15 protein-coding genes and 1 pseudogene are annotated in these 22019 nt (G+C 75.5%); 7 read left to right on the top strand and 9 right to left on the bottom strand.

What is annotated here, in order from left to right; translation table 11 throughout:
• The first annotated feature begins 47 nt into the window (after positions 1–47).
• Entirely contained in the window at positions 48–1172 is a 1125-nt protein-coding gene (gene gcvT, locus O7598_RS07530) for a glycine cleavage system aminomethyltransferase GcvT (protein WP_269690630.1), read from the top strand.
• An 84-nt stretch (positions 1173–1256) separates the two neighbouring features.
• Here gcvT and O7598_RS07535 read toward each other — a convergent pair whose 3' ends face one another.
• The 4 genes and pseudogenes from O7598_RS07535 to O7598_RS07550 all read right to left on the bottom strand — a co-directional run.
• On the bottom strand, positions 1257–2549 hold the full coding sequence (locus O7598_RS07535; protein WP_269690631.1) for a DUF2314 domain-containing protein: 1293 nt from the start codon (positions 2547–2549) through the stop codon (positions 1257–1259).
• Between the two features lie 60 nt (positions 2550–2609).
• The gene (locus O7598_RS07540) at positions 2610–3383 is read right to left on the bottom strand and encodes an adenosylcobinamide-GDP ribazoletransferase (RefSeq protein WP_269690632.1); all 774 of its coding nucleotides are present in this window, start codon (positions 3381–3383) and stop codon (positions 2610–2612) included.
• A complete protein-coding gene (locus O7598_RS07545) occupies positions 3373–5421 on the bottom strand; it encodes a bifunctional adenosylcobinamide kinase/adenosylcobinamide-phosphate guanylyltransferase (RefSeq protein ID WP_269690633.1) in 2049 nt (682 codons plus the stop codon). Before O7598_RS07545 ends, O7598_RS07540 begins: the two co-directional genes overlap by 11 nt.
• A gap of 469 nt (positions 5422–5890) precedes the next feature.
• A pseudogene (locus O7598_RS07550) lies at positions 5891–7291 on the bottom strand (protein kinase domain-containing protein); the annotation flags it as partial.
• 113 nt (positions 7292–7404) lie between these two features.
• Here O7598_RS07550 and O7598_RS07555 point away from each other — a divergent pair.
• On the top strand, positions 7405–7605 hold the full coding sequence (locus O7598_RS07555; protein ID WP_091059246.1) for a hypothetical protein: 201 nt from the start codon (positions 7405–7407) through the stop codon (positions 7603–7605).
• Positions 7602–8399: a site-2 protease family protein gene (locus O7598_RS07560; RefSeq protein WP_269690635.1), complete on the top strand. Its 798-nt coding sequence runs from the start codon at positions 7602–7604 to the stop codon at positions 8397–8399. Before O7598_RS07555 ends, O7598_RS07560 begins: the two co-directional genes overlap by 4 nt.
• A gap of 49 nt (positions 8400–8448) precedes the next feature.
• Here O7598_RS07560 and O7598_RS07565 read toward each other — a convergent pair whose 3' ends face one another.
• Positions 8449–9447: an aldo/keto reductase family protein gene (locus O7598_RS07565; RefSeq protein ID WP_269690636.1), complete on the bottom strand. Its 999-nt coding sequence runs from the start codon at positions 9445–9447 to the stop codon at positions 8449–8451.
• Positions 9448–9499: 52 nt separating this feature from the next.
• Positions 9500–14545: a WG repeat-containing protein gene (locus O7598_RS07570; protein ID WP_269690637.1), complete on the bottom strand. Its 5046-nt coding sequence runs from the start codon at positions 14543–14545 to the stop codon at positions 9500–9502.
• 162 nt (positions 14546–14707) lie between these two features.
• On the opposite strand from O7598_RS07570, the gene O7598_RS07575 reads away from it, so the two are divergent.
• From O7598_RS07575 to O7598_RS07585, 3 genes are read left to right on the top strand one after another with little or no spacing between them, the layout of a single operon-like run.
• Positions 14708–15559 carry an ABC transporter permease gene (locus O7598_RS07575; protein WP_332367366.1) on the top strand — a complete coding sequence of 284 codons (852 nt, stop codon included), beginning with the start codon at positions 14708–14710 and terminating at the stop codon, positions 15557–15559.
• Positions 15552–16364 (top strand): ABC transporter permease, encoded by an 813-nt coding sequence (locus tag O7598_RS07580; protein WP_269690639.1) that lies wholly within the window; start codon positions 15552–15554, stop codon positions 16362–16364. The genes O7598_RS07575 and O7598_RS07580 overlap by 8 nt, the downstream gene beginning before the upstream one ends.
• Positions 16361–17347, top strand: coding sequence for an ABC transporter ATP-binding protein (locus O7598_RS07585; RefSeq protein WP_269690640.1), 987 nt, complete (start codon positions 16361–16363; stop codon positions 17345–17347). Before O7598_RS07580 ends, O7598_RS07585 begins: the two co-directional genes overlap by 4 nt.
• A gap of 25 nt (positions 17348–17372) precedes the next feature.
• Here the strand turns inward: O7598_RS07585 and O7598_RS07590 are convergent, their stop codons facing one another.
• The 3 genes from O7598_RS07590 to nadA form a co-directional block, all read right to left on the bottom strand.
• Positions 17373–17981 carry a DUF3043 domain-containing protein gene (locus O7598_RS07590; RefSeq protein ID WP_269690641.1) on the bottom strand — a complete coding sequence of 203 codons (609 nt, stop codon included), beginning with the start codon at positions 17979–17981 and terminating at the stop codon, positions 17373–17375.
• Between the two features lie 71 nt (positions 17982–18052).
• Positions 18053–19408, bottom strand: coding sequence for a UDP-N-acetylglucosamine 1-carboxyvinyltransferase (gene murA, locus O7598_RS07595; protein ID WP_091059269.1), 1356 nt, complete (start codon positions 19406–19408; stop codon positions 18053–18055).
• Positions 19409–19622: 214 nt separating this feature from the next.
• Entirely contained in the window at positions 19623–20798 is a 1176-nt protein-coding gene (gene nadA, locus O7598_RS07600; protein ID WP_269690642.1) for a quinolinate synthase NadA, read from the bottom strand.
• A 43-nt stretch (positions 20799–20841) separates the two neighbouring features.
• Here nadA and O7598_RS07605 point away from each other — a divergent pair, with 43 nt between their 5' ends.
• Positions 20842–22002 (top strand): glycerate kinase family protein, encoded by a 1161-nt coding sequence (locus O7598_RS07605; RefSeq protein ID WP_269690643.1) that lies wholly within the window; start codon positions 20842–20844, stop codon positions 22000–22002.
• Positions 22003–22019: the final 17 nt, after the last annotated feature.

Below are 22019 nucleotides of genomic sequence, written 5' to 3' on the forward strand. Positions count from 1 at the left end.
TCCCGCCGATGCTAACCACCGTGGTCCCGGCCGGTAAGTTGCCACCCATGACCGAGGTGACCTCCGACGCCGCCGAGACCCGGCTGCGCCGTTCCCCGCTGCACGAGCGACACACCGCGCTCGGCGCGAAGTTCGCCCCCTTCGGCGGCTGGCAGATGCCGCTCGAGTACGCCGGCGGCGGCGTGCTGAAGGAGCACGCGGCCGTGCGTACCGGGGTGGGCGTCTTCGACGTCTCGCACCTGGGCAAGATCCGGGTCACCGGCGCAGGCGCGGCGGGCTTCGTCAACGCCTGCCTCAGCAACGACCTCGGCCGGATCGCACCCGGCCAGGCCCAGTACACGCTCTGCTGCGACGACGCGACCGGCGGCGTGGTGGACGACATCATCGCCTACCTGCACGCCGACGACCACGTCTTCCTGGTGCCCAACGCGGCGAACACCGCCGAGGTGGCCCGCCGGCTGCGCGCCGCCGCGCCGGACGGCGTGACCGTCGCCGACGAGCACGAGGCGTACGCGGTGCTCGCGGTGCAGGGGCCCGGCTCGGCGGAGCTGCTCGCCGCGCTCGGGCTGCCCACCGGGCACGACTACATGAGCTTCTCCACCGCGACCCTGGCCGGGGTCGAGCTGAGCGTCTGCCGGACCGGCTACACCGGCGAGCTGGGCTACGAGCTGATCGTGCCGGCCGCCCACGCGGTCGCCGTCTGGGACGCGATCGTCGCCGCCGGTCCCGAGGTGCGCGCCTGCGGCCTGGCCGCTCGGGACACGCTGCGCACCGAGATGGGGTACCCGCTGCACGGGCAGGACCTCTCCCTCGACATCACCCCGGTGCAGGGGCGCTCGGGCTGGGCGGTGGGCTGGGACAAGCCGGCCTTCTGGGGCCGGGACGCGCTGCGCGCCGAGAAGGCCGCCGGCCCGGCCCGTACGCTGCGCGGCCTCACCGCGGTCGACCGGGCCATCCCACGCCCCGGCATGACCGTGCACGCCGGCGACCGGCAGGTCGGCGTGGTGACCAGCGGCACGTTCAGCCCGACGCTCAAGCACGGGATCGCGCTCGCCCTGGTCGACACCGACCCGAAGCTGCCCGACGGCGAGGAGCTGGAGGTGGACATCCGCGGCCGGCGTGCCCGGATGCGCCTGACGAAGCCGCCGTTCGTCCAGCCCTCCGTGCGCTGAGCCGCCGGGCAAGTCCTCGCGCAGGCGCTCGGGCTGAGCCGCCGGGCAAGTCCTCGCGCAGGCGCTCGGGCGGAGCCGACCCGGTCAGTCCTCGCGCAGGCGCTCGCCTGCGTCGAGGACGGCCTGGGTCCAGCCGCCCTCCAGCACGCCGGTGCCGTCCAGGACGGCCCAGTCGACCACGTCGGACGCCTCCACCACCACCGGTGAGCCGATCCGCACGCTCGGGTCGCTGTTGGCGTCGGTGGCACTGGCGCCGACGATCCGCTCCGGGGCGTCCCACGACGTCACGCCGGCCCAGACGTACTCCGGGCCCTCGTCGCCGGGCAGGCCGTACTTGACCACGAGCTGACTCTCGTCCGGCAGCCCGCCGGCCAGGAACCGGGCCCGGATGTCGCCGAGCGCCGCACGGGCGGTCGCCACCGCCCGGCTCATCGCGTCGCCCGTGCGGGCGTAGCGGACGTCGGGCTGGATGCCGTTGAACAGCGTCGCGCAGGCGGCGGCGAAGTAGCGGCCGGGCGGACCGGGATGCCCGGCCGGCGGGTTCAGGCTGAGGAACGAGTCGGCGTCCGGGTCGGTGGCCGGGTCCAGCTCCAGGCGCAGCAGCACCGGCGCCGTCGCGCCGTGCTGCTCCGGATTGCCGTACGCGACCGCGATGTCGTGCCCGGTCACCGTGGCCAGGACCGGCAGTTGCACGAACGCCGGCACCTCCTCGCCGGCCAGCCCGTCGGTCCAGTCCCGCAACAGCCGCCGGGCCGCCCCGGTCATCACCGCGCCCCAGGCCCGGGTGAGATGGTCCGGCACGCCCTGGGCCTGCAACTCCAACAGCCCGAAGCGGCGCAGCCCCTTGGTGGTGAACCAGAGCCCGTCCGCGTCCGAGGAGTAGGGCACCAGCACCCAGTCGACCAGCCGGATCCGGCCGTGCTCGTCCGGCAGCGACCGCAGCGCGGCCGCCGGGTCGAGGAACTGGAGCCCGAACACGTCCACCACGTCCCCGCCGACCGTCTCGGCGACCGCCGCGGCGACCGCCCGGGCCGCCCACTCGTGCGCGGGCGGCCAGCCCGGGCGGTATTCGGCCTGCACCACCACCAGGTGGGTGGCGGCGGCGAGCCGGGCCAGTTGCTCCTCGGTCGCGCCGAACGCGGCGAGCAGGTCCGGCGGCAGCTCGGGGAACTCGTCGACGGTGCGGGTGTCCACGCTCATCAGCGGGCTGTCGAGCATCTGCCTGGCCAGCCCGTGCACCGGCGGGGCCAACCGGCCCGCCAACCCCTCCACGGCCGTCTTCGGGCTGACCCGGGGCAGCCCCTCGATCGGCACCAGGTAGGTCGCGTCGAGCGACTCCGGCACCGGTACGGGCAGGAAGTCGTCCGTGATCAGCATCCGTCCCCCTCGACCGCGCCGTGCACTCACCCGAACGCTACCCGCCCGACCGGGCGGCGATCAGCCGGTCAGCACCAGTCCCAGGTAGGACAGCGTGGTGACGACCTCCACCAGCGCTCCGAGGACGTCGCCGGTGATGCCGCCGAAGCGGCGTACCAGGTGCCGCAGGAGCCCGGCCGCGACGGCGAGCGCGGCGAGCACGGCGAGCGGCCCCTGCCACGGGCGGCCCGGCACCGCGGGCGCGGCCAGCAGCGCCACGGCGAGCGCGCCGAGCGCGAGGGCGCCCCACCCCACCGTGCCGGCCACCAGCGCGCCCAGCCCCTCCGGCCGGGCCGCCGGCACGCCGCGGCGGCAGGCCAGGCCGGCGGCCAGCCGCCCGGCCGCGGTGGCCGCGACCACCGCGGCGAGCGCCGCCGGCGCGTCCCGCCCGGCCAGCTCCGTCAGCACGGCGGTCTGGAGCAGGAGTACGACCACCAGCGCGACCACCCCGAACGGGCCGACGTCCGGCTGCTTCATGATCTCCAGCGCGGCCGGCCCTCGCCGGTACGAGCCGAGCGCGTCCACGGTGTCGGCCAGCCCGTCCAGGTGCAGGCCCCGGGTGAGCAGCGCGCCGAGCCCGACCGTGACCCCGGCGGCGACCAGCGGCGGGACGAGTGCCCCGGCCAGCAGCAGCACCCCGCCGAGCACCGCCCCGAGCAGCGCGCCGACCGCCGGGGCCAGCGCCATCGCGGTGCCGGCCGTGGCCCGGTCGACCCGGCCGGCGCGTACCGGCGCGGTGGTGAACGTGGTCAGCGCCAGCCGGACGCCGTCGGCGAGCCGGGGCTCAGTCGGCACGGCGGCCGGGCGACACCGGCTCGTCGGAGCCGGTGGTGGCCGGACCCGGCCCGGCCGGCTCCGGCTCGGCGAAGTCCAGCCCGTCCGCCGGCCAGGCCGGCGCGGCGTCGGGGTGGCTGTCGTCCTCGCCGCCGCCGAGCGACGGGTGCGTCGGCAGGGTGGCGGCGAGCGTGAGCGCCGAGCGCAGCAGCGGCAGGGCGGCCAGCGCGGTCGCCCCCTCGCCCAGGTCGAGGCGGAGATCCAGCAGCGGGGTCAGGCCGAGCACGTCGGCGGCGAGCCGCACGCCGGGGCGGCCGCCGTGGTCGGGCAGCAGGCACCAGTGCCGGGCCTGCCCGGCCAGGTCGCGGCTGACCATGCCGGCGGCGGTGCCGACCGGGCCGTCCAGCAGCACCGGGACCCGCCGGGCGGTCGCGCCGAGCAGCACGCCGGTGGCCATCGCGATGTCGCCGCCGCCCAGCTCGGCCAGGACGTCCTTGGCCTCCCGGGGGGAGCGCCGGGTGCGGTGCAGCGCGTCCCGGACGGCCGCGCAGCGGGCCATCCAGGCGTTGTCGTCGATCTCGCCCTGCTCGGTCACCACCCGGCCGAGCACCGCGGGCGGCTCCGCGCCGGCGGTGGCCGCCAGCACCGCCGCGGCGGCCGCCTCGGCGCCGGCCCCGCAGGCCGCCAGCACCAGCAGCTGTACGCCGGCGTCGGCGGCCTGCTCGGCGAGTCGCCAGCCGTAGCGCAGCGCCGCCTCGACCTGGTCGCCGGGGAGCGCCGGACCGTCCTCGAACGGCGCCGACACGGGCGCCTCGACGACCTGGAGGCTGGCGCCGTTCTCGGCGGCCAGCCGGGCCAGCGCGCCCCGCCCGGCGCGGGCCTGCCGGGCGCGCCGGGCCGACTCGCCGGGCGTCGCGCCGGCGGACGCCCCGCCCTCGTGGTCGCCCTGCAGCAGCAGGACCCGGACCGTCTCCCACGGGCGTGGGGTCGAGGTGCCCTGGGTGGCGGCGGCGAAGCCGACCACCTGCTCCAGCACGCCGAGGCCGGCGCCGGGAAGGTCCAGGGTGGCGAGCCGGTCGACCGCCTGCGGGCCGGTGTAGTCGTCCGGCATCGGCAGTTCCATCCCGGGCTGGATGACCAGACCGGTGGCGATCATCGGCAGCGCCATGGTGGGCGCCGCCCAGTCCCCGCCGCCGGCCGGGCCGGCGGATGCCGAGGCCGGGACCGGGCTCGCGGCGGGGGTGAGCACCTCTGGCAGCGGCGCGTCCGGCGCGGCGCTCTCCGGTCGACGCCCGGCGGACGCGGCCGGTCGGTCCGGCCCGGCCCAGGCAGGGGCGCCCACTCCAGCCGGCGCGGCCTCGACCGGCTGCGCCGGCACGCCGAGCGCGGACTGCGCCGGCGTGGCGTGGCCCGGCTGCGCGTGCAGCGCCGGTGCGGCGTGGCCCGGCTGTGCGTGCGGCGCCGGTGCGGCGTGGCCCGGTTGGGGCGGTGCGGCGTGGGTGTGCGGGGTCGAGGCGGGCTTGAGCCAGGCGGTCTGGCCGGCGACCACCAGCACGACCGCGTCGCAGGCGTCGGCCACCGCCCGGTTGGTCGCGCCCAGCGCGTCGGTGAACGCCCGGCCCAGCGGCGTGGTGGGCACCAGCGACAGGCCGACCTCGGGGCTGACCAGCACCAGCCGCGCCTCGCTGGCCCGCACCGCCGCGGCCAGCTCGGCGATGGTGGCGGTGTCGTCGGCCGGTTGGTGGGCGGGGTCGAGCAGCACTGTCACCCAGCCGCCCAGGTCGTCCACGAGCAGCGTGTCGTTCGGGCCGGCGGCGGCGATCACCTCGGCCAGCCGGCCCGGGTCCGCCGCCGTCTCCTCGGTGGTCCAGCTCCCCGGCCGCCGGGCCCGGTGCGCGGCGAGGCGGGCCGCCCACTCGGTGTCCTCCGGGTCCCCGACGGGGGCGGTGGCGACGTAGCGGACCATGGGCGCGTCGGCGACCAGCGACTCGGCGAACCCGGACTTGCCGGAGCGGATACCGCCGAGCACCAGGAGGGTGTGCCACCCGTCAACGGACATGCCCGTACCTTAGTTCTCCCGTCACCGCTCCGCCCCACCCCCTCCCTGCGTCGATCTTGCACTTACCGCCCGCGCAATGCCGGACATGCCCGGTTTGCCGGGGCGGAAACCGCAAGATCGCCGGGGGAGCGGCGGGGGATCAGGCGCAGTGTTCGAAGGCGCTGGTGTAGGTGGCGCCGCCGGCCGAGCCGCCCCACCGCACGCAGACGCCGGCGGCGGTGGCCCGAACCGGGCCGGCGTAGTAGCGGTAGCCGCCGCTCTCGGTCTGCCGGCCCTTGCCCTTGACCTGTAGGTAGGTGGCGACGGTGGTGACCTGCCCGACGTCGGTGTCCTTGAGCGTCACCACGCAGTTGGCCCCGGACGCGTTGCTGTAGAGCAGGTAGACCCGCCCCTGCCGGGCCCCGCCCGCGGTCAGCGTGGCCGAGTCGATCACCTGGTAGCCGTCGCCGCACACCTGCCCTGGGGCGTACGGGTTCGCCGCCGGCGCCGCCGACGGGCTCCCGGTCGGCGTGGACGCGGCGGCGCTCGGCGTCGGCCCGCCGCCGGCGGTCGGGTCACCGGCGGACGGCGCGGGACTGCTCGGCGTGGCCTCCGGGGGACGGCCGGACCGGCCGGTGCGGCTCGCGCTCGGTGTCGCCGCTCCGGCGCCGCTCGGTGTCGCCGGCGCCACCGGACCGGCGACCGTGGACTCACCGGCCAGCGCGGTCGGCGCCGCACCCGGCCGCGGGTCGTCGGGGGAGCGGAGCACCGTCACCGCCACCGCGGCAGACACCGCCACCAGCACCACACCGGCCGCCCCGGCCAGTGCCACCGTCCGTCGCCCGCGTCGCCCCGGCCATTCCCGCGTCGGCGGTCCGCCGTCCGGCGCGGGCGGCGCACCGACGGGCTGCGCACCTCGGGACGCGGGGGAGACGGGTACGGGCGGGGCCGGCGGGCGTGCCGTCGGATCCGTACCCTCCGCAGGGCCGCCGGCCGCCGCGGGCGTGGCCGGACCGCCCACCGCCCACGGCGGGCGCGGCGGGACCGGCACGCCCGCAAGCGTGGCGTCCCGGGCGTCCTGAGCGGCCTCGGCCAGCGCCGCCGCGGTGGGGAAGCGGTCGCGCGGGCTCTTCGCCAGCGCGCGCCGGACCACCTCGACCACCGCCGGGGGCGTGGCCGGCGGCAGCGGCGGCGGTTCGTCCTCCACGTGCCGCATCGCCACCTGCAACGGGCTGTCGCCGTCGAAGGGCGGCCGGCCGGTCAGGCAGAAGTACGCCACCGCGCCGAGCGCGTAGACGTCGGTGACCGGCGAGACCGGCTGGCCGGCCGCCTGCTCCGGGGACATGTACGAGGCGGTGCCGAGCACCATGTGGGCGGCGGTGAGGCCGGCCATGGTGCGGGCCCGAGCCAGGCCGAAGTCGACGAGCACCACCGTGCCGTCCCGCTTGACCAGCAGGTTTCCCGGCTTCACGTCGCGGTGCACGATGCCGGCGAGATGAGCGGCGTGCAGCGCCTGCGCGGCCTGCCCCACCACCGACATGGTGGACGCCGGGTCGAGCCGACCGGCGTGCCGCACCCAGCCCGTCAGCGGCTTCCCGTCCACGTACTCCATCACCAGGTAGCTGATCCGGCTGTCGTCGGCGAGCGTCGCGGAGCCGAAGTCGTGCACCTGCACGATGCCGGGGTGGCGCAGCGCGGCCAGCATCCGGGCCTCGGCGTGGAAGCGGGTGGTGAACTCCGGGTCGGCGAGCAACGACGGCAGCAGCACCTTCACCGCGACCTCGCGGCCCAGCAGCGTGTCCGTGGACCTCCACACCGCGCCCATGCCGCCGGTCGCGATGCGTTCGTCCAGCCGGTAGCGGTCGCTGAGCACCACTCCTGAAGTCAGCACCGCGCCACCGTACCGGCCGCGTCGATATGGCGGCGGGCCGTCGCGCGGCGGGCCGACTAGGCTTGCGGAGGTTTGGCGCCCCACGGGGCGACGGCGGCGAGGGGAGACGCGGCATGGCGTGGAGCTGGCGGTACGAGGGCACGAACGGCGACGCGGTCGACGGGCCGGGCGAGTCGTTCCCGAGTCAGGCGGACGCCGAGTCGTGGATCGGCCAGACCTGGCGCGAGCTCGCGACGTCCGGCGTCACCTCCGTCGCGCTGGTCGAGGACGACCGGGTGGAATACCGGATGAGCCTGCAGCCCCCGGCCGAATGACCGGCTACGACCGCCCGGGCGACCCGCTGGTCCTCGGCGTGCCCCGGGCGGCGTTCCGGCCGAGCCCGATCTTTCTCGCCCTGGTCGCGCTCTTCGTGGCCGGCGGCGCGATGACCTGGAACGGGTTCGGCAACGTCCGGTTCGACGTGTTCCTCTTCGTGGTCTCCGGCTGGCTGGTCTCGCTCTGCCTGCACGAGTACGCGCACGCCGTGGTCGCCTACCGGGCCGGCGACCGGGACATCGCGCACCGCGGCTACCTGACGCTCAACCCGCTGAAATACACCAGCCCGCTGCTGTCGATCGTGCTGCCGGTGGTCGTGGTGCTGCTCGGCGGCATCGGCCTGCCCGGCGGCGCGGTCTGGGTGGACCGGCACGCCATTCCCGGCCGGCTGCGGCACACCCTGGTCAGCCTGGCCGGCCCGGCCACCAACGTGCTGTTCACCCTGGTGCTGGTGGCGGCCGTGACCTGGGGGCCGGCGCTGGGCGGGCCGCTGGAGTTCTGGGCCGGCGTCGGCCTGCTCGCGTTCCTCCAGCTCATGGCGAGCGTGCTCAACCTGCTGCCGGTGCCCGGGCTGGACGGCGGCAACATGATCCAGCCCTGGCTCAGCCCCGCCTACCGGCGGATGTACGACCTGTTCGCCCCGTACGGATTCATCCTGCTCTTCGCGTTGCTGTGGAGCCCGCAGATCGGCGGCGTGTTCTTCGGCGGGGTCTTCGCGGTCGGCGACGCGCTGGGCCTCCCGCCCGACCTCTACCGCCTCGGGCTCTACCTGATCCGCTTCTGGCAGGGCTGACCCCGTCGTCCCCGGGCCGGCGACGCCGGCCCGGGGACGACGGCGGGCGTCACGGGCGCTGCGCCGGGCTCTCGGTCTTCGCCGGGTCCCGCTCGGTCACCGGCTCGACGATCTCGTCGATCGCCTTGAGCAGGCCGGCGTCGAGCTTCACGCCGGCCGCCTTCACGTTGTCGTGCACCTGCTCCGGTCGGGACGCGCCGACGATCGCCGAGGCGACGTTCGGGTTCTGCAGCACCCAGGCGACGGCGAGCTGCGGCATGGTCAGCCCGGCCTGCTCGGCGATCGGCTTGAGCTGCTGCACCCGGGTGAGCACGTCGTCGGTGAGCCAGCGGGCGATGAAGTCCGCGCCGGACTTCTCGTCGGTGGCCCGGGAGCCGGCCGGCGGCGGCTGGCCGGGCAGGTACTTCCCGGAGAGCACACCCTGGGCCATCGGCGACCAGACGATCTGGCTCACGCCCAGCTCCTCGCTGGCCGGGATCACCTCGGTCTCGATGACCCGCCACAGCATCGAATACTGCGGCTGGTTGGAGATCAGCGGGATGCGCAGCTCGCGGGCGAGCGCGTGCGCCTCGCGCAGCTGCGACGCCGTCCACTCGGACACGCCGATGTAGTGCGCCTTGCCGGAGTGGACGACGTCGGCGAACGCCTCCATCGTCTCCTCCAGGGGTGTGCTGACGTCGTAGCGGTGGGCCTGGTAGAGGTCGACGTGGTCGGTCTGCAGGCGGCGCAGCGAGCCGTCGATCGACTCCATGATGTGCTTGCGGGACAGGCCACGGTCGTTGCGGCCCGGCCCGGTCGGCCAGTACACCTTGGTGAAGATCTCCAGCCCCTCGCGGCGCTCGCCCTTCAGCGCCCGGCCGAGCACCGACTCGGCGCGGGTGCCGGCGTAGACGTCGGCCGTGTCGAAGGTGGTGATGCCGCTGTCGAGGGCGGCCCGCACGCAGGCGATCGCCGCCTCCTCCTCGACCTGCGAGCCGTGGGTGATCCAGTTGCCGTACGAGATCTCGCTGACCATCAGGCCGGAACGGCCCAGGTGTCGGAATTCCATCCCTCGACCCTAGCCCCGCACGGCGCGGAGCACCCGCCGTGACTCCCCGGCCTCAGAGCACCGGGCTGGTGTCGGTGAGGAGCCTGTCGATCTCCGCGGCCACCCCGGCGCGGCTCGGGTGCACCGGGTCGATCAGCGGCGCACCGCGGCGGTCCAGCGCGCCCCAGCGGCCCGTCTCGGTGGTGACCAGGAACGCCACCGGGTGGATCACCAGCGTCGGGTACGCCGGCGCGACCAGCGCCCGCCCGCCCCGGTCCACCACGCCCCGACGCCCGGCCAGCTCCACCACGGCCAGCCCGTCGGCGGTGAACCCGTCCAGGTGCCGGCCGTCGGCCAGCGGCGCGCCGAGGCGGTGGTAGCGGGTGGGCACCACGACCGCGCCGGTGCGGTCCACCGCGCCCCACCCGCCGTTCTGCCGCACCGGGGCCAGGCCGTTGCGGAACGGCCGGACCTCCTCGTACCCGGGCGGGATCTTCACGATGTTCATCTTGTCGACGGCCATCCACCGGCCCTTGCCGTCCATGGACACCCACGACAGCCCTTCGGCGAAGGCCCCCACCGCGCGGTAGCCGTTGTTCGCCTCGATCAACGCCGCCCCGGTGGTGTCGATCAGCGCCCAGCGGGACGCCTCCGGCATGCGTACCCAGGCCAGTCCCTCGTGGAACGGCTGCGCCTCGGCGTACCGGTGCGCGATGACCATCTCGCCGTCGGCGTCCGCGTACCCCCAGAGCTGCTCGGTGTCGTCGAACGTCGCCACCGGGTACCGCGGTGTGCCGAGCACCTCCTCCCGGGTGCGGGGCGGCGGACCGAAGCCGTCGCTCGCCGCCCGCGCCGCGACCGCGTCCAGCGCCACCTCGGTCCGCGTGTTCAACGCCGCGTCCGCACCCTGACGCAGATCCAGCGCCCGCTCGAAGTGCGCGCACGCCTCGGTCAGCCGGCCCTGGTCGTAGCAGGAGCGGCCGGCGTGCTCGTGCAGCACCGCGCGCAGCCGGTCGGGCAGCTCCGGCGAGTTCGCCTCGGCGAAGAGCCGGTCGGCCTCCGCGTGCTCACCCCGCCAGCGCAGCACCTCGGCGAGGCGCGCGCGGGCCAGCGAGGTCCGCCGCAACTCGCCGGTGGCTTCCGCGTACGTGAGGGCCAGCCGCGCATCGGCGACCGCGTCGTCCGACGCGCCGAGGATCCGCGACGCCACCGAGCGCAGGCTCAGCAACCGGGCCCGGCTGCGATTGTCCAGCGCGCTGCCGAGCTTGCCGGTGAGACCGTCCCGGATCTCGCGCAGCCGCGCCGGGTCCGCTGTCTCCTCGCGCAGCGTCTCCGGGTGCAGCCGCCAGTCGATCGCGGCCAGGGCCTGCTCCGGGTCCACCGGGGGCGTCGGTTCGTCGTCCGGCACGTCCGCCCGGGCGTCGGCCGCCGCCGGCTCCGGGGTACGCGGGCGCGGCGGCCCGTGGCTGCCGGTGTCCGCGGTCGGTGCCTCGCCGGTGGACGTGACTCCGGCCGGCGTGGTCGGTGCCGCACCCGGCGCCTCGGTCCCGCCCCGGTCGGCGGGCGTCGAGTCGGCCGGAGCGATCGGGCCGGCCGGAGCGGAATCGGTCTGCCGCCCTTCAGCCGAATGATCTTCGGCCGGAGCTGATGCGGCCGATCCTGCTTCGGCGGCTGCGTCGCCACTCTCGGCCGCGCCGGCCGACGTGGCACCAACCGTTCCCGGTCCGGTCCGTGGCACACCGGTCGGGTCGGGCCCGGCGGAGGCCGGGCTGGTCAAGTCTGTGTCGCGGGGTGTGGTGCCGGTCGGGTCGGGCCCGGCGGAGGCCGGGCTGACCGGGCCCGTCTCCCGAGGTGTCGTGTCGGTCGGGCCCGCTCCGCGTGGAGTGGAGGGGGTGTTCTCGGCAGGAGTCGTGCTGGCCGGGTCCGGGGTCGCGCCGTCGACCGGATGCGCCTCGCCCGGATGTGGGGCTGCCGCCCTGTCATCCGTGGCCGGCGGCGCGTTCTCCGCGACCGGCGGCGCGGGCACCTTGTCGTCGCCGGCCGTGCGGGCGATCTCCTCGGCGGTGGCCGTTCCGGTTGTTCCGTGCGCGACGGCGGGGCGGTCGGCGTCGGTGCGGGCCGCCTCGTCGTGGGTGGCCGGGTGGCTCACGACCGGGGTGCCGGTCGCGGACGGACCGTCCGGCCCGGCATCGCGTCCGGTTGCGGCCGCCCGCTGATCCCGGGCGGGTGCTCCCGCCGCTGCCGAATCGTCCGGTGGCGCCACGGAGGTGGACGACGACCCTGGTGTCGGCAGGGCGACCGACGGCGTCGGAACGGTGGCCGCCGGCGGTGCCGGCGGGGTGGTGCCCGACGGTGCCGGAACGGTGGCGGCCGACAGCGCTGGCGTGGTGGGGGGCGGCGCTGCGGTGGTGGTCGGTGGCGGCGTGCGGTCCGGGAGAGCGGCCGGCGCGGGCGGCCGGGGCTCGGTCGGCGGGCGGGATTCCGGCGTTCCCGCTCCGGCCGGCGCCGCTCCGGTGACGGATGCCGGTGGAGCGGCGTCGGCGACGGGCGTCGGCATGTCCGCGCCGCTCCCGTGCTGCCCGATCGGCGCGGGCGCGGCGACGACGGTCGTCGCGGCGGTCTCCCCGTCGACGCCCCGAACCACGGCGTCGGCATCCGGTCGCCGGGCCGGTTCGGCGGCGGTGAGGTCGGGGTCGACCCCGGCGGGCGCGGGCGCGGAGGGCGCGGCCGGCTCGGCCGCGTCGCTCGACCGGGCGTGGCTCCCGGCCAGCCGGTCGACCGGCTGGCCGGCCTCGTCGCGCTGATCGCCCGTGTGGGCGGTGTCCGGACCACCCGAGGATGGCGGGGACGCGACGGTGGGGGCACTGTCGCCGGGAGTCGCGCGCGCGGTGTCCGGCCCGGGCGTGGTTTCCGGTCGGCTCGGCCGGAACCAGGCCTCCATGCCGGGATCCGCCGCCCGGTGTGTCGGGCGGGGCTCGTCCACCGGACGCGATTCCGTGCCGGACCCGACCGGCTGCCCCGGCGTGACCGGCTGCCCCGGCGTGACCGGCTGCTCCGGCGTGACCGGCTGCTCCGGCGTGACCGGGGGCGCCGGCGGTGTGACCTGTGGGGCGGCGGGCGCGGCCGGTGGTGCGGCGGCCGTGATCGGCGGTGTTGGTGGTGCGGCGGGCGTGATCGGCGGTGTTGGCGGCGTGGCGGGCGTGATCGGCGGTGTTCGCGGCGTGGCGGGCGTGATCGGCGGTGCTGGCGACGCGGCGGCGGCCGGTGTGGTCGACCGTGCCGGTGGTGTGGTGGCGGCCGGTGGCGGCGTGCCGTGCGGCGGCCGGACCTCCGGGGGGCCGGTCCGGGTGGGTTGGACCGGGCCTCGCTCGGGTGTCCGGGCCGGCGCGGGGCCGGGATAGGCGGGCGGTGCCGGGCGGCGGACCTCGTCGTACCGATCCGGCCCCGGGGGTGTGGGCCGTCGCGGCTCGTCCGGTCGGGTCGGCGGCACGGGCTGGGCCGGCACATCGCCGCCGGCGCGCTTGTGCTCGTCGACTCGGGCCGACCACTGCTCCGGCCGGGGTCGGTACTCGGGGGGCGCGGCGGAGTCCGCCCGACGCCCCTCCCACTCGGGCTGCCGCCGGCCGGGTTCGGGACGGGCACCGGTCGAGGGCGACCGGGCGTCCTTCGACTCGGGGCGTGGTGCGGCGTGGTCGGGGCGCGGGCCGGTCTGCTCGGGGCGTGGTGCGGCGTGGTCGGGGCGCGGGCCGGTCTGCTCGGGGCGTGGTGCGGCGTGGTCGGGGCGGGTGGCGGGCGGTCGGACGATCCGCAGATCCGGGCGGGCACGGCCCGCGCCTTCCCCGTCGGGGCGGTGACCGTCGGGGCGGTGACCATCGGGACGCGGGGCGTCGGTCGGCGGGACCGGGTGGCCGTCCGCGACCGGACGGCGGTGCTCGTCCGCGACCGGTCGGCGGTGCTCGTCGGGCCGGTACGCGGCCGGCTCGGTGCGGGGCCGCCGCTCGATCACCGGCCACTCGCCCTGCGGCGGGTAGCTCCGGTCGCGCGGACCGTCCCACCGCTGCTCGGCGGGGCGCGGGGCGCCGTACCGGTCGGTCTCGGCGTGTTGCGGGGTGCGGCCGTGTCCGGCGGCCGGACGCTGGACGTCGGCGGGCGCGGCGGCCTCCCGGCGCGGCACGCCGTCGTCCCATCGGCCGGCGGCCGGCTCGCGCCGGTCGGTGTGGGGACGCGGGCCGGGATCACGCCAGCCGTCGCGGCGCGGCTCGCCGTGGGCGGCCCGGCCGCGTTCGGTCGGTACCCCGTCCTGGTCGCGCCGGCCGGCCGTCCGTCCGGGGTCCCGGCGCTCCGGGTGGCTGTCGGGCTCGGGATCCTGCCAGCTGTCGACGTACGGACCGTGCAACTCGTCCGGGACGACAACGTGACGATCGTCGGGCGGCGTGTGCTCGCGTCGCCCGTCGGGTGAGGGGGCACGCCGCTCGTCGGGAGGCGGGCTCCACCGGACGCGGGAGGCCCCCTCGCGCCCGTTCGAGGCGGCGTGGCGGTCACCCGCCGGTCGGCGGCGATCGGACCAGCCAGGGGCGGACCGCTGGGTCTCGTTCGGCTCCGGCGCCCAGCCCGGCTCGATGGGCGCCGAGCGGTAGGAGGTGGCCCCGGGCCGGGTCCAACGCTGGTCGAGACGCTCAGGCGGGGCCTGGTGACCTCGCGGATGCCGGCCGTCCGGGCCGGCGGGACTGATCGGGTACGTCTCCGGGCCGGCCGGGCTGACCGGGTACGTCCCGCGTGGGCTCGCCGGGCTGATCGGGTAGGTCTCCGGCTCGGCGGGACTGACCGGGTACGTCCCGCGCGAGCCGGCCGGGCTCACCGGGTACGAGCCGCGCGGGCTGACCGGGTAGGCGTCGGCGTCCGAGGCCGGGCTGACCGGATACGCGTCGTCGGGCGCCGGACTGACCGGGCGTACCTCGGCGCGCCCGACCACTGGCCGCCGGCGCGGCGGGGGTGTCAGGTGCTCCAGGCCGATGTCGCCCGGGTAGCGCTGGCCGGGAAACTGCGGCTCCCACTCGTGGGTGGGCGCGAGGGCCCAGGCCGGTTCCGCCGGCTCGCGCCAGCTGCCCCAGCCACTCATCGACAGCCCTTCCCACCGGTCGCGCGGCGCGGCCCCGGAACCGGCTCGCGTCGCTCGCTCACGGCGGTGTCACCTCGTTGAAAATTGTCGCGCCGGAGCGCCGGACGTGCCGGTAGAGTCGCCCGGTCCGGCACGTCTTGCCTGCGGAAGGAGGGTAACGGCGTGGGCTCGGTCACCGCCACTGTGGCACCACCCACGGACGCACACGTTACCCCATGGTTTCGGACATTCGGCGCGATAGTGGCGGCCGGCTTCCGCCGCCACGCGACCTACCGCCAGGCGGCCGTGGCCGGCGTCGTCACCAACACCGTGTTCGGCTTCCTGCGCTGCTACATCTTCCTCGCCGCCACCGGCGCGGCCGGCACCGTGGCCGGCTACGACCGGGCCCAGCTCGGCACGTTCGTCTGGGCCGGGCAGGGGCTGCTGGCGGTCATCGCCATCTGGGGCTGGACCGACCTGGCCGACCGGATCCGCTCCGGCGAGGTGGCCGCCGACCTGCTGCGACCGGTGCACCCGGTGACCAGCTACCTCGCCGTCGACCTGGGTCGGGCCGGGTTCGCCGCGCTCGCCCGGCTGGTACCTCCGCTGGTGGTCGGCCCGCTCTTCTTCGCGGTCCACGTGCCCCGGCACCCGGCGACCGTCGGGCTGTTCCTGCTCTCCGTGGTGCTCGCGGTGGTGGTCTGCTTCGGCTGTCGCTACCTGGTCAACGCCACCGCCTACTGGCTGCAGGACGTCCGCGGCCCGATGATCCTCTGGACGCTGGGCTCGGGCGTGCTGGCCGGACTCTACTTCCCGCTCGGCTTCCTGCCCGGCCCGGTGGAGGCGACCCTGCGCTACGCCACCCCGTTCCCCAGCCTCCTGCAGGTCCCGCTGGACGTGCTGGTCGAGCGGGAGTCGACGGCGACCGGCGTCGGCCTGGTCGGGCTGCAGCTCGTCTGGGCGGTGCTGCTGCTGGCGCTCTGCCGGCTGGTCCAGCGTCGCGCCGAACGCCGGCTGGTGGTCCAGGGTGGCTGAGCAGGGGGGCGTGCTGCGGGCGTACCGGTCGCTGCTCGGGGCGCAGGCGCGCTCGCAGGCGGCCTACCGCACGTCGTTCGTGGTCGACCTGGTCGGCAACCTGGGCGCGACAGTGTTCGACGTGGTCACCGTCCTGGTGATCTTCGGGGTGACCCGTGAGCTGGGCGGCTTCACGCTGCGCGAGACGCTCGTCGTGGTCGGGCTGTCGTCGTGCGGTTTCGCCACCGCCGACCTGCTGGTCGGCAACATCGAACGGCTGCCCCGATACGTCCGCACCGGGCTCTTCGACGCGGTGCTGGTCCGCCCGCTGGCCGCGCTGCCCCAGTTGCTGCTGATGGACCTGCCGCTGCGCAAGGTGTCCCGGGCGGTCTTCGGGCTGGCCGTGCTGGTGTTCGCGCTCGCCTCGGCCGGGATCGACTGGACCCCCGGCCGGGTCGCGTTGGCCGTCGTCGCCCCGCCGGCCGCGGTGGTCTTCTTCGCCTCGGTCTTCGTCACCACCGCCACGGTGTCGTTCTACTGGGTCGACTCGGGCGAGCTGGCCAACTCGGTCACCTACGGCGGGCGCGACTTCACCTCGTACCCGATCACCGTCTACGGCGGGTGGTTCCGCGCGCTGTTCGCGTACGGCATGGGTTTCGCGTTCGTCAGTTACCACCCGGCGCTGGCGCTGCTGGGCCGCGTCGACCCGCTCGGCCTGCCGCCCTGGGTGGGCTGGGCCTCGCCGGGCGTCGCGCTGGTCGCGGCGGCGGTGGCCGCCCTGGCCTGGCGGGTCGGGATCCGTCACTACCGGAGTACGGGGTCATGAGCGTCATCGAGATGGACGGCCTGCGCAAGGAGTTCACGGTCCGGGTCCGGGCCGGGCGGCTGCGCCGGGAGAAGCGGACGGTGACCGCTGTCGACGGCGTCGACCTGCGGGTGGAACGCGGCGAGATGCTCGGCTACATCGGCCCGAACGGCGCCGGGAAGTCGACCACGCTGAAGATGCTCACCGGCGTGCTGACGCCGTCGGCCGGCCGGGCCGAGGTCTGCGGGCTGCGGCCGGTGGCCGACCGCACCCGGCTGGCGCTGCGCATCGGGGTGGTCTTCGGGCAGCGGTCCCAGCTCTGGTGGGACCTGCCGCTGCGGGACTCGTTCGACCTGCTGCGACACGTCTACCGGGTGCCGGCCGGCGAGCACGCCGCCCGCCTGACCCGCTGCCGGGACCTGCTCGACCTGGACGAGTTCCTGGACACCCCGGTCCGGCAGCTCTCCCTCGGCCAGCGGATGCGCGGCGAGCTGACCGCCGCGCTGCTGCACGGCCCGGAGGTGCTCTTCCTGGACGAGCCGACGATCGGGCTGGACGTGGTCAGCAAGCAGGCGGTCCGCGGTTTCCTGGCCGAGCTGGGCCGCTCCGGTGACACCACGCTGGTGCTCACCACGCACGACCTGGCCGACATCGAACGGCTCTGCCGGCGGCTCGTGGTCATCGACCACGGGCGGGTGGTGCACGACGGCTCGATCGCCGAGCTGCACCACCGCTACGGCTCGCGTCGGATGGTGGTCGCCGAGCTGGACGCGGCGCTGCCCGAACCGCCGGTGCTGCCCGGCGCGCCGCTGCACCGGGTGGAGGCGGACGGGCGGCGGCTGGTCTTCGCGCTGGAGTCGGCGAGCGTCGCCGAGGTGGTGGCCGGGCTGGCCGGGCTGGCGACGCTGCGCGACGTCTCGATCGTCGAGCCGGACATCGAGGAGGTCGTCGCCCGCCTCTACCAGAGCGAAAGGAAGGGCCCCCTCTTAACGCCTGGCGTATAGGAGGGGGCCCCGCTCAACACTCCGCTCAGATCTTTTCGCCGATGGCGACCCGGGGGGCGGGGGCGCGCATCCTGCGGAACGTGATCGACCGCATGATCGCGTAGAAGTAGAGCGAGCCGAGCTTCTCGGTGCTCTTCGGGAACCGCTCGCGGACCAGCTTCTTGATCTTCCGGCTGATCAGCACCGAGTCGACGAGCACGCCGAGGGCCAGCGCGCCCCAGAGCACGTTCGACAGCAGCCGCACGGGCGCCGGCATGGCCTGGTTGGACCCGACCAGCACGATCAGCGCGCCCCCGAAGAACCAGGTGCCGATCGTCCGCCGGGAGTCGACCACGTTGCGGGCCAGCAGCCGCTCCGGGCCCCGGTCACGCGGGCCGCCCTCGCGGCGGAACTCGGCGGCGGACTCGGCGCGCGCCGCGCGGCGCTGCTCCCGGGCCTCCTCCTTGGTCAGCGCGCGGGCCGGCGCGGTCGGGCGGCGACCGGCGGTCGGGCGCTTCGGGGTGGTCACCCCGAGCTCCTTCTTGCTCGGCGTGTAGCCCCGGGGGCGGGCGGCGGCGGACTCCTCGTCGGTCGTCACCGTGGTGACGGAATCCTCGACGAGGTCGGCGGGCTTGCGGCGAAACAGCGACGGCACGTCGGCAAGGGTAGCCAAACGCGCGAGCCCGGCGCACATCGCGGTGCGCCGGGCTCGGGGTACGCCAGGAATCAGGGGCGCTCGACGTGCGCGCCGAGGTCCGACAGCTTGGCCTCGAAGTCCTCGTAGCCGCGGTTGATCAGGTCCACGCCGTACACCCGGGAGGTGCCCTCGGCGGCGAGCGCCGCGATGAGGTGGCTGAACCCGGCCCGCAGGTCCGGGATGACCAGGTCGGCCGCGTGCAGCTTGCTCGGGCCGGCGATCACCGCGGAGTGCTTGAAGTTGCGCCGGCCGAAGCGGCACGGGGTGCCGCCGAGGCAGTCCCGGTAGACCTGGATGTTGGCGCCCATGGTGTTCAGCGCCTCGGTGTAGCCGAGCCGCTGCTCGTAGACCGTCTCGTGGACGATCGACAGGCCCCGGGCCTGGGTGAGCGCGACCACCAGCGGCTGCTGCCAGTCGGTCATGAAGCCGGGGTGCACGTCGGTCTCCAGCGCCACGGCGTTCAGCTCGCCGCCCGGGTGCCAGAACCGGATGCCGCCCTCCTGGCCCGGGTCGCCGAGCTTCGGCGGACGGGCGTCGGTGACCTCGTACTCGCCGCCGACGGAACGGAAGATGTTCAGGAAGGTCATCATGTCGGCCTGCTGCGCGCCGAGCACCTCGACGTGACCACGGGTGGCCAACGCGGCCGCCGCCCAGCTCGCCGCCTCGATCCGGTCCGGGATCGGCCGGTGGGTGTAGCCGTGCAGCTTCTTGACGCCCTGGATCTCGATCACCCGGTCGGTGTGGACCTTGATGATCGCGCCCATCTTCTGCAGGATGCAGATCAGGTCGATGATCTCGGGTTCGACGGCCGCGTTGCGCAGCTCGGTGACGCCCTCGGCCATCACCGCGGTGAGCAGCACCTGCTCGGTGGCGCCGACGCTCGGGTACGGCAGCGCGAACTTGGTGCCGTGCAGCCCGTTCGGGGCGGACAGGTGCAGCCCTTCGGGGGTCTTGTCGACAGTCGCGCCGAACTCGCGCAGCGCCTGCAGGTGGAAGTCGATCGGGCGGGGGCCGATGTGGCAGCCGCCCAGGTCGGGAATGAACGCGTGGCCGAGCCGGTGCAGCAGCGGGCCGCAGAACAGGATCGGGATCCGGCTGGACCCGGCGTGCACGTTGATCTGGTCGGTGCTGGCGCTCTCGACGTTGGACGGGTCGAAGACCAGTTCGCCGTCCTCCGTGCCGTCGGTCACCTTCACCCCGTGCAGGCCGAGCAGCCCGCGGACCACCTCGACGTCACGGATGCGTGGCACGTCGAACAGTCGGCTGGGTGTGTCGCCGAGCAGGGCGGCGACCATCGCCTTGGACACGAGGTTCTTCGCGCCGCGGACGCGGATCCGCCCTTCGAGCGGAGTGCCTCCGTGTACGACCAGGACGTCGTCGGTCAACGCAACCTCCAGCGCGTTGGGTGCTGCCGTGTAGGTGAGGGTTCGTGATGTTTCATCGCTACCCGGATCGCGGCCATGGGAAAACCGGCACGCGTGTGTCGTCGCCCCGGCAGCATAGCCCTCCGTGACGAAAATGGAATCGGTCACATCACCAGGCAGGGCACGAACCGGGGATTCCGGTGCGTTTCCGTGCCAGGTAGGTGACCGACGGTGATCAAGCTCCCGGTAGGGCGAGCATCTGGTCCAGCGCCGCCCGGGCGTGTCCGGCGGTCTCCGGATCCACCGTGATCTGGTTGACCACGCGGCCCGCCACCAACTCCTCCAGCGCCCAGACCAGGTGCGGCAGGTCGATCCGGTTCATCGTCGAGCAGTAGCAGACCGCCCGGTCCAGGAACATGATCTGCTTGTCCGGGTGGGCCAGCGCGAGCCGGCGGACCAGGTTCAGCTCGGTGCCCACGGCCCAGGCCGAGCCGGCCGGCGCCGCCTCGATCGCCTTGATGATGAACTCGGTGGAGCCCACCAGGTCGGCCGCGGTGACCACCTCGTGGCGGCACTCCGGGTGCACCAGCACGTTGACGCCGGGCACCCGGGCGCGGACGTCGTTCACGCTCTCCAGCGTGAAGCGGCCGTGCACCGAGCAGTGCCCGCGCCACAGGATCATCTTCGCGTCGCGGAGCTGCTCGGCGGTGAGCCCGCCGTTCGGCTTGTGCGGGTCCCAGAGAACGCAGTCGTCGAGCGAGAAGCCCATCTCCAGCACCGCGGTGTTACGGCCCAGATGCTGATCGGGCAGGAACAACACCTTGCGGCCCTGCTCGAACGCCCAGTCCAGGGCGCGCTTGGCATTGGACGAGGTGCAGACCACACCGCCGTGCCGGCCGACGAAACCCTTGATGTCGGCGGACGAGTTCATGTAGGTCACCGGCACGGTGTCCGCCGCCACACCCAGGTCGGTCAACGCGTCCCAGGCGGCCTCGACCTGCGTCAGCACCGCCATGTCGGCCATCGAGCAGCCGGCCGCCAGGTCGGGCAGGATCACCTTCTGCGCGTCCGTGGTGAGGATGTCGGCGCTCTCGGCCATGAAGTGCACGCCGCAGAAGACGATGTACTCCGCGTCCGGGCGGGCCGCCGCCTCCCGGGCCAGCTTGAACGAGTCGCCGGTCACGTCGGCGAACTGGATCACCTCGTCGCGCTGGTAGTGGTGACCCAGCACGAACACCTTCGTGCCGAGCGCGGCCTTCGCCGCGGCCGCGCGGGCCACCAGATCGCTGTCGCTCGGCGCGGGGAGGTCACCCGGACACTCCACGCCACGCTCGGTGGCGGGGTCGCTGCCGCGGCCGAGGAGCAGCAGCGCCGTGGCGGTGTTGGAGGGCTCAACCCAGGTCGAAGTCACGCCCCCATGGTCCCACAGCCGGGCCGCCGCGCAGCCGCCCACGATGTGGCCTGCCACACTGCTGCGCATGCGCGTGCTGATCTGCCCGGACAAGTTCGCCGGCACGCTGCCGGCTCCCGAGGTGGCCGCCGCGGTGGCCGAGGGCTGGCGGACCGTGGCCCCCGGTGACGACCTGCTGCTGAAGCCGCTCGCCGACGGGGGGCCGGGCTTCGTCGCGGTGCTCGCCGAGGCGCTCGGCGGGCGGCGGCTGCCGGTGCCCACCGTCGACCCGCTCGGTCGTCCGGCCGCCGGTGAGATCCTGCTCACCGACGACGGCGTGGCCTACCTGGAGAGCGCCCAGGCGTGCGGCCTGCACCTGCTCTCCGCCGCCGAACGCGATCCGAAGGCCACCACCTCGTACGGGCTGGGGCTGCTCGTCGCCGCCGCGGTCGAGGCGGGCGCCCGGACCGTGGTGATCGGGCTGGGCGGCTCGGCCACCAACGACGGCGGCGCCGGCATGCTCGTCCCGCTCGGCGTCACCGCCCTCGACGCCGGTGACCGGGCCCTGCCGTACGGCGGGGCGGCGCTGACCGGGGTGGCCACGCTCGACGGCGTGCCCCGGCTGCGCGGTGTGACGCTGGTCGCCGCCACGGACGTGGACAACCCGCTGCTCGGCCTGCACGGCGCGAGCAGCGTCTTCGGCCCGCAGAAGGGTGCCGACCGGGCGGACGTGCTGCTGCTGGACGCCGCGCTGGAGCGCTGGGCGGACGTGCTGGTCGAGCGGCTGCCGGGCTGCCCGCCCGGCCTCGGCGCGTTGCCCGGCGGCGGCGCGGCGGGCGGCCTCGGCGCGGCGGTGCTGGCGCTGGGCGGGCGGTGCGAGTCGGGCATCGGGCTGGTCACCCGCGCGGTCGGCCTGGACGCCGCGCTGGACGCCACCGACCTGGTGATCACCGGCGAGGGCTCCTTCGACCACCAGTCGCTGCGCGGCAAGGTGGTCGCCGGGGTGGCCGGGGCGGCCCGGGACCGTGGCGTGCCCTGCGTGGTGCTGGCCGGACGGGTGAGCACCGGACGGCGGGAGGCCGCGGCGGCCGGCGTCACCGAGGCGTACAGCCTGGTCGAGCACTTCGGCGGCGAGGAACGCGGGGGAGTGGCGGCGGCGATGGAGCGACCCGCCGACGGGCTGCGGGCGCTCGGCGCCCGCCTGGCCGGCCAGTGGAGCCGCTGACCGCGTTCCGCTGGTCA

The sequence above is a fragment of the Micromonospora sp. WMMC241 genome (assembly GCF_027460165.1).
In the GTDB taxonomy this organism is placed as follows: domain Bacteria; phylum Actinomycetota; class Actinomycetes; order Mycobacteriales; family Micromonosporaceae; genus Micromonospora; species Micromonospora humi.

What these genes read in the sequence shown, in the direction of transcription:
- gcvT (WP_269690630.1), top strand. Translation starts at nt 48, where the DNA reads ATGACCGAGGTGACCTCCGACGCCGCCGAGACCCGGCTGCGCCGTTCC.
- O7598_RS07535 (WP_269690631.1), bottom strand. Translation starts at nt 2,549, where the DNA reads ATGCTGATCACGGACGACTTCCTGCCCGTACCGGTGCCGGAGTCGCTC.
- O7598_RS07545 (WP_269690633.1), bottom strand. Translation starts at nt 5,421, where the DNA reads ATGTCCGTTGACGGGTGGCACACCCTCCTGGTGCTCGGCGGTATCCGC.
- O7598_RS07555 (WP_091059246.1), top strand. Translation starts at nt 7,405, where the DNA reads ATGGCGTGGAGCTGGCGGTACGAGGGCACGAACGGCGACGCGGTCGAC.
- O7598_RS07560 (WP_269690635.1), top strand. Translation starts at nt 7,602, where the DNA reads ATGACCGGCTACGACCGCCCGGGCGACCCGCTGGTCCTCGGCGTGCCC.
- O7598_RS07565 (WP_269690636.1), bottom strand. Translation starts at nt 9,447, where the DNA reads ATGGAATTCCGACACCTGGGCCGTTCCGGCCTGATGGTCAGCGAGATC.
- O7598_RS07570 (WP_269690637.1), bottom strand. Translation starts at nt 14,545, where the DNA reads ATGAGTGGCTGGGGCAGCTGGCGCGAGCCGGCGGAACCGGCCTGGGCC.
- O7598_RS07585 (WP_269690640.1), top strand. Translation starts at nt 16,361, where the DNA reads ATGAGCGTCATCGAGATGGACGGCCTGCGCAAGGAGTTCACGGTCCGG.
- O7598_RS07605 (WP_269690643.1), top strand. Translation starts at nt 20,842, where the DNA reads ATGTGGCCTGCCACACTGCTGCGCATGCGCGTGCTGATCTGCCCGGAC.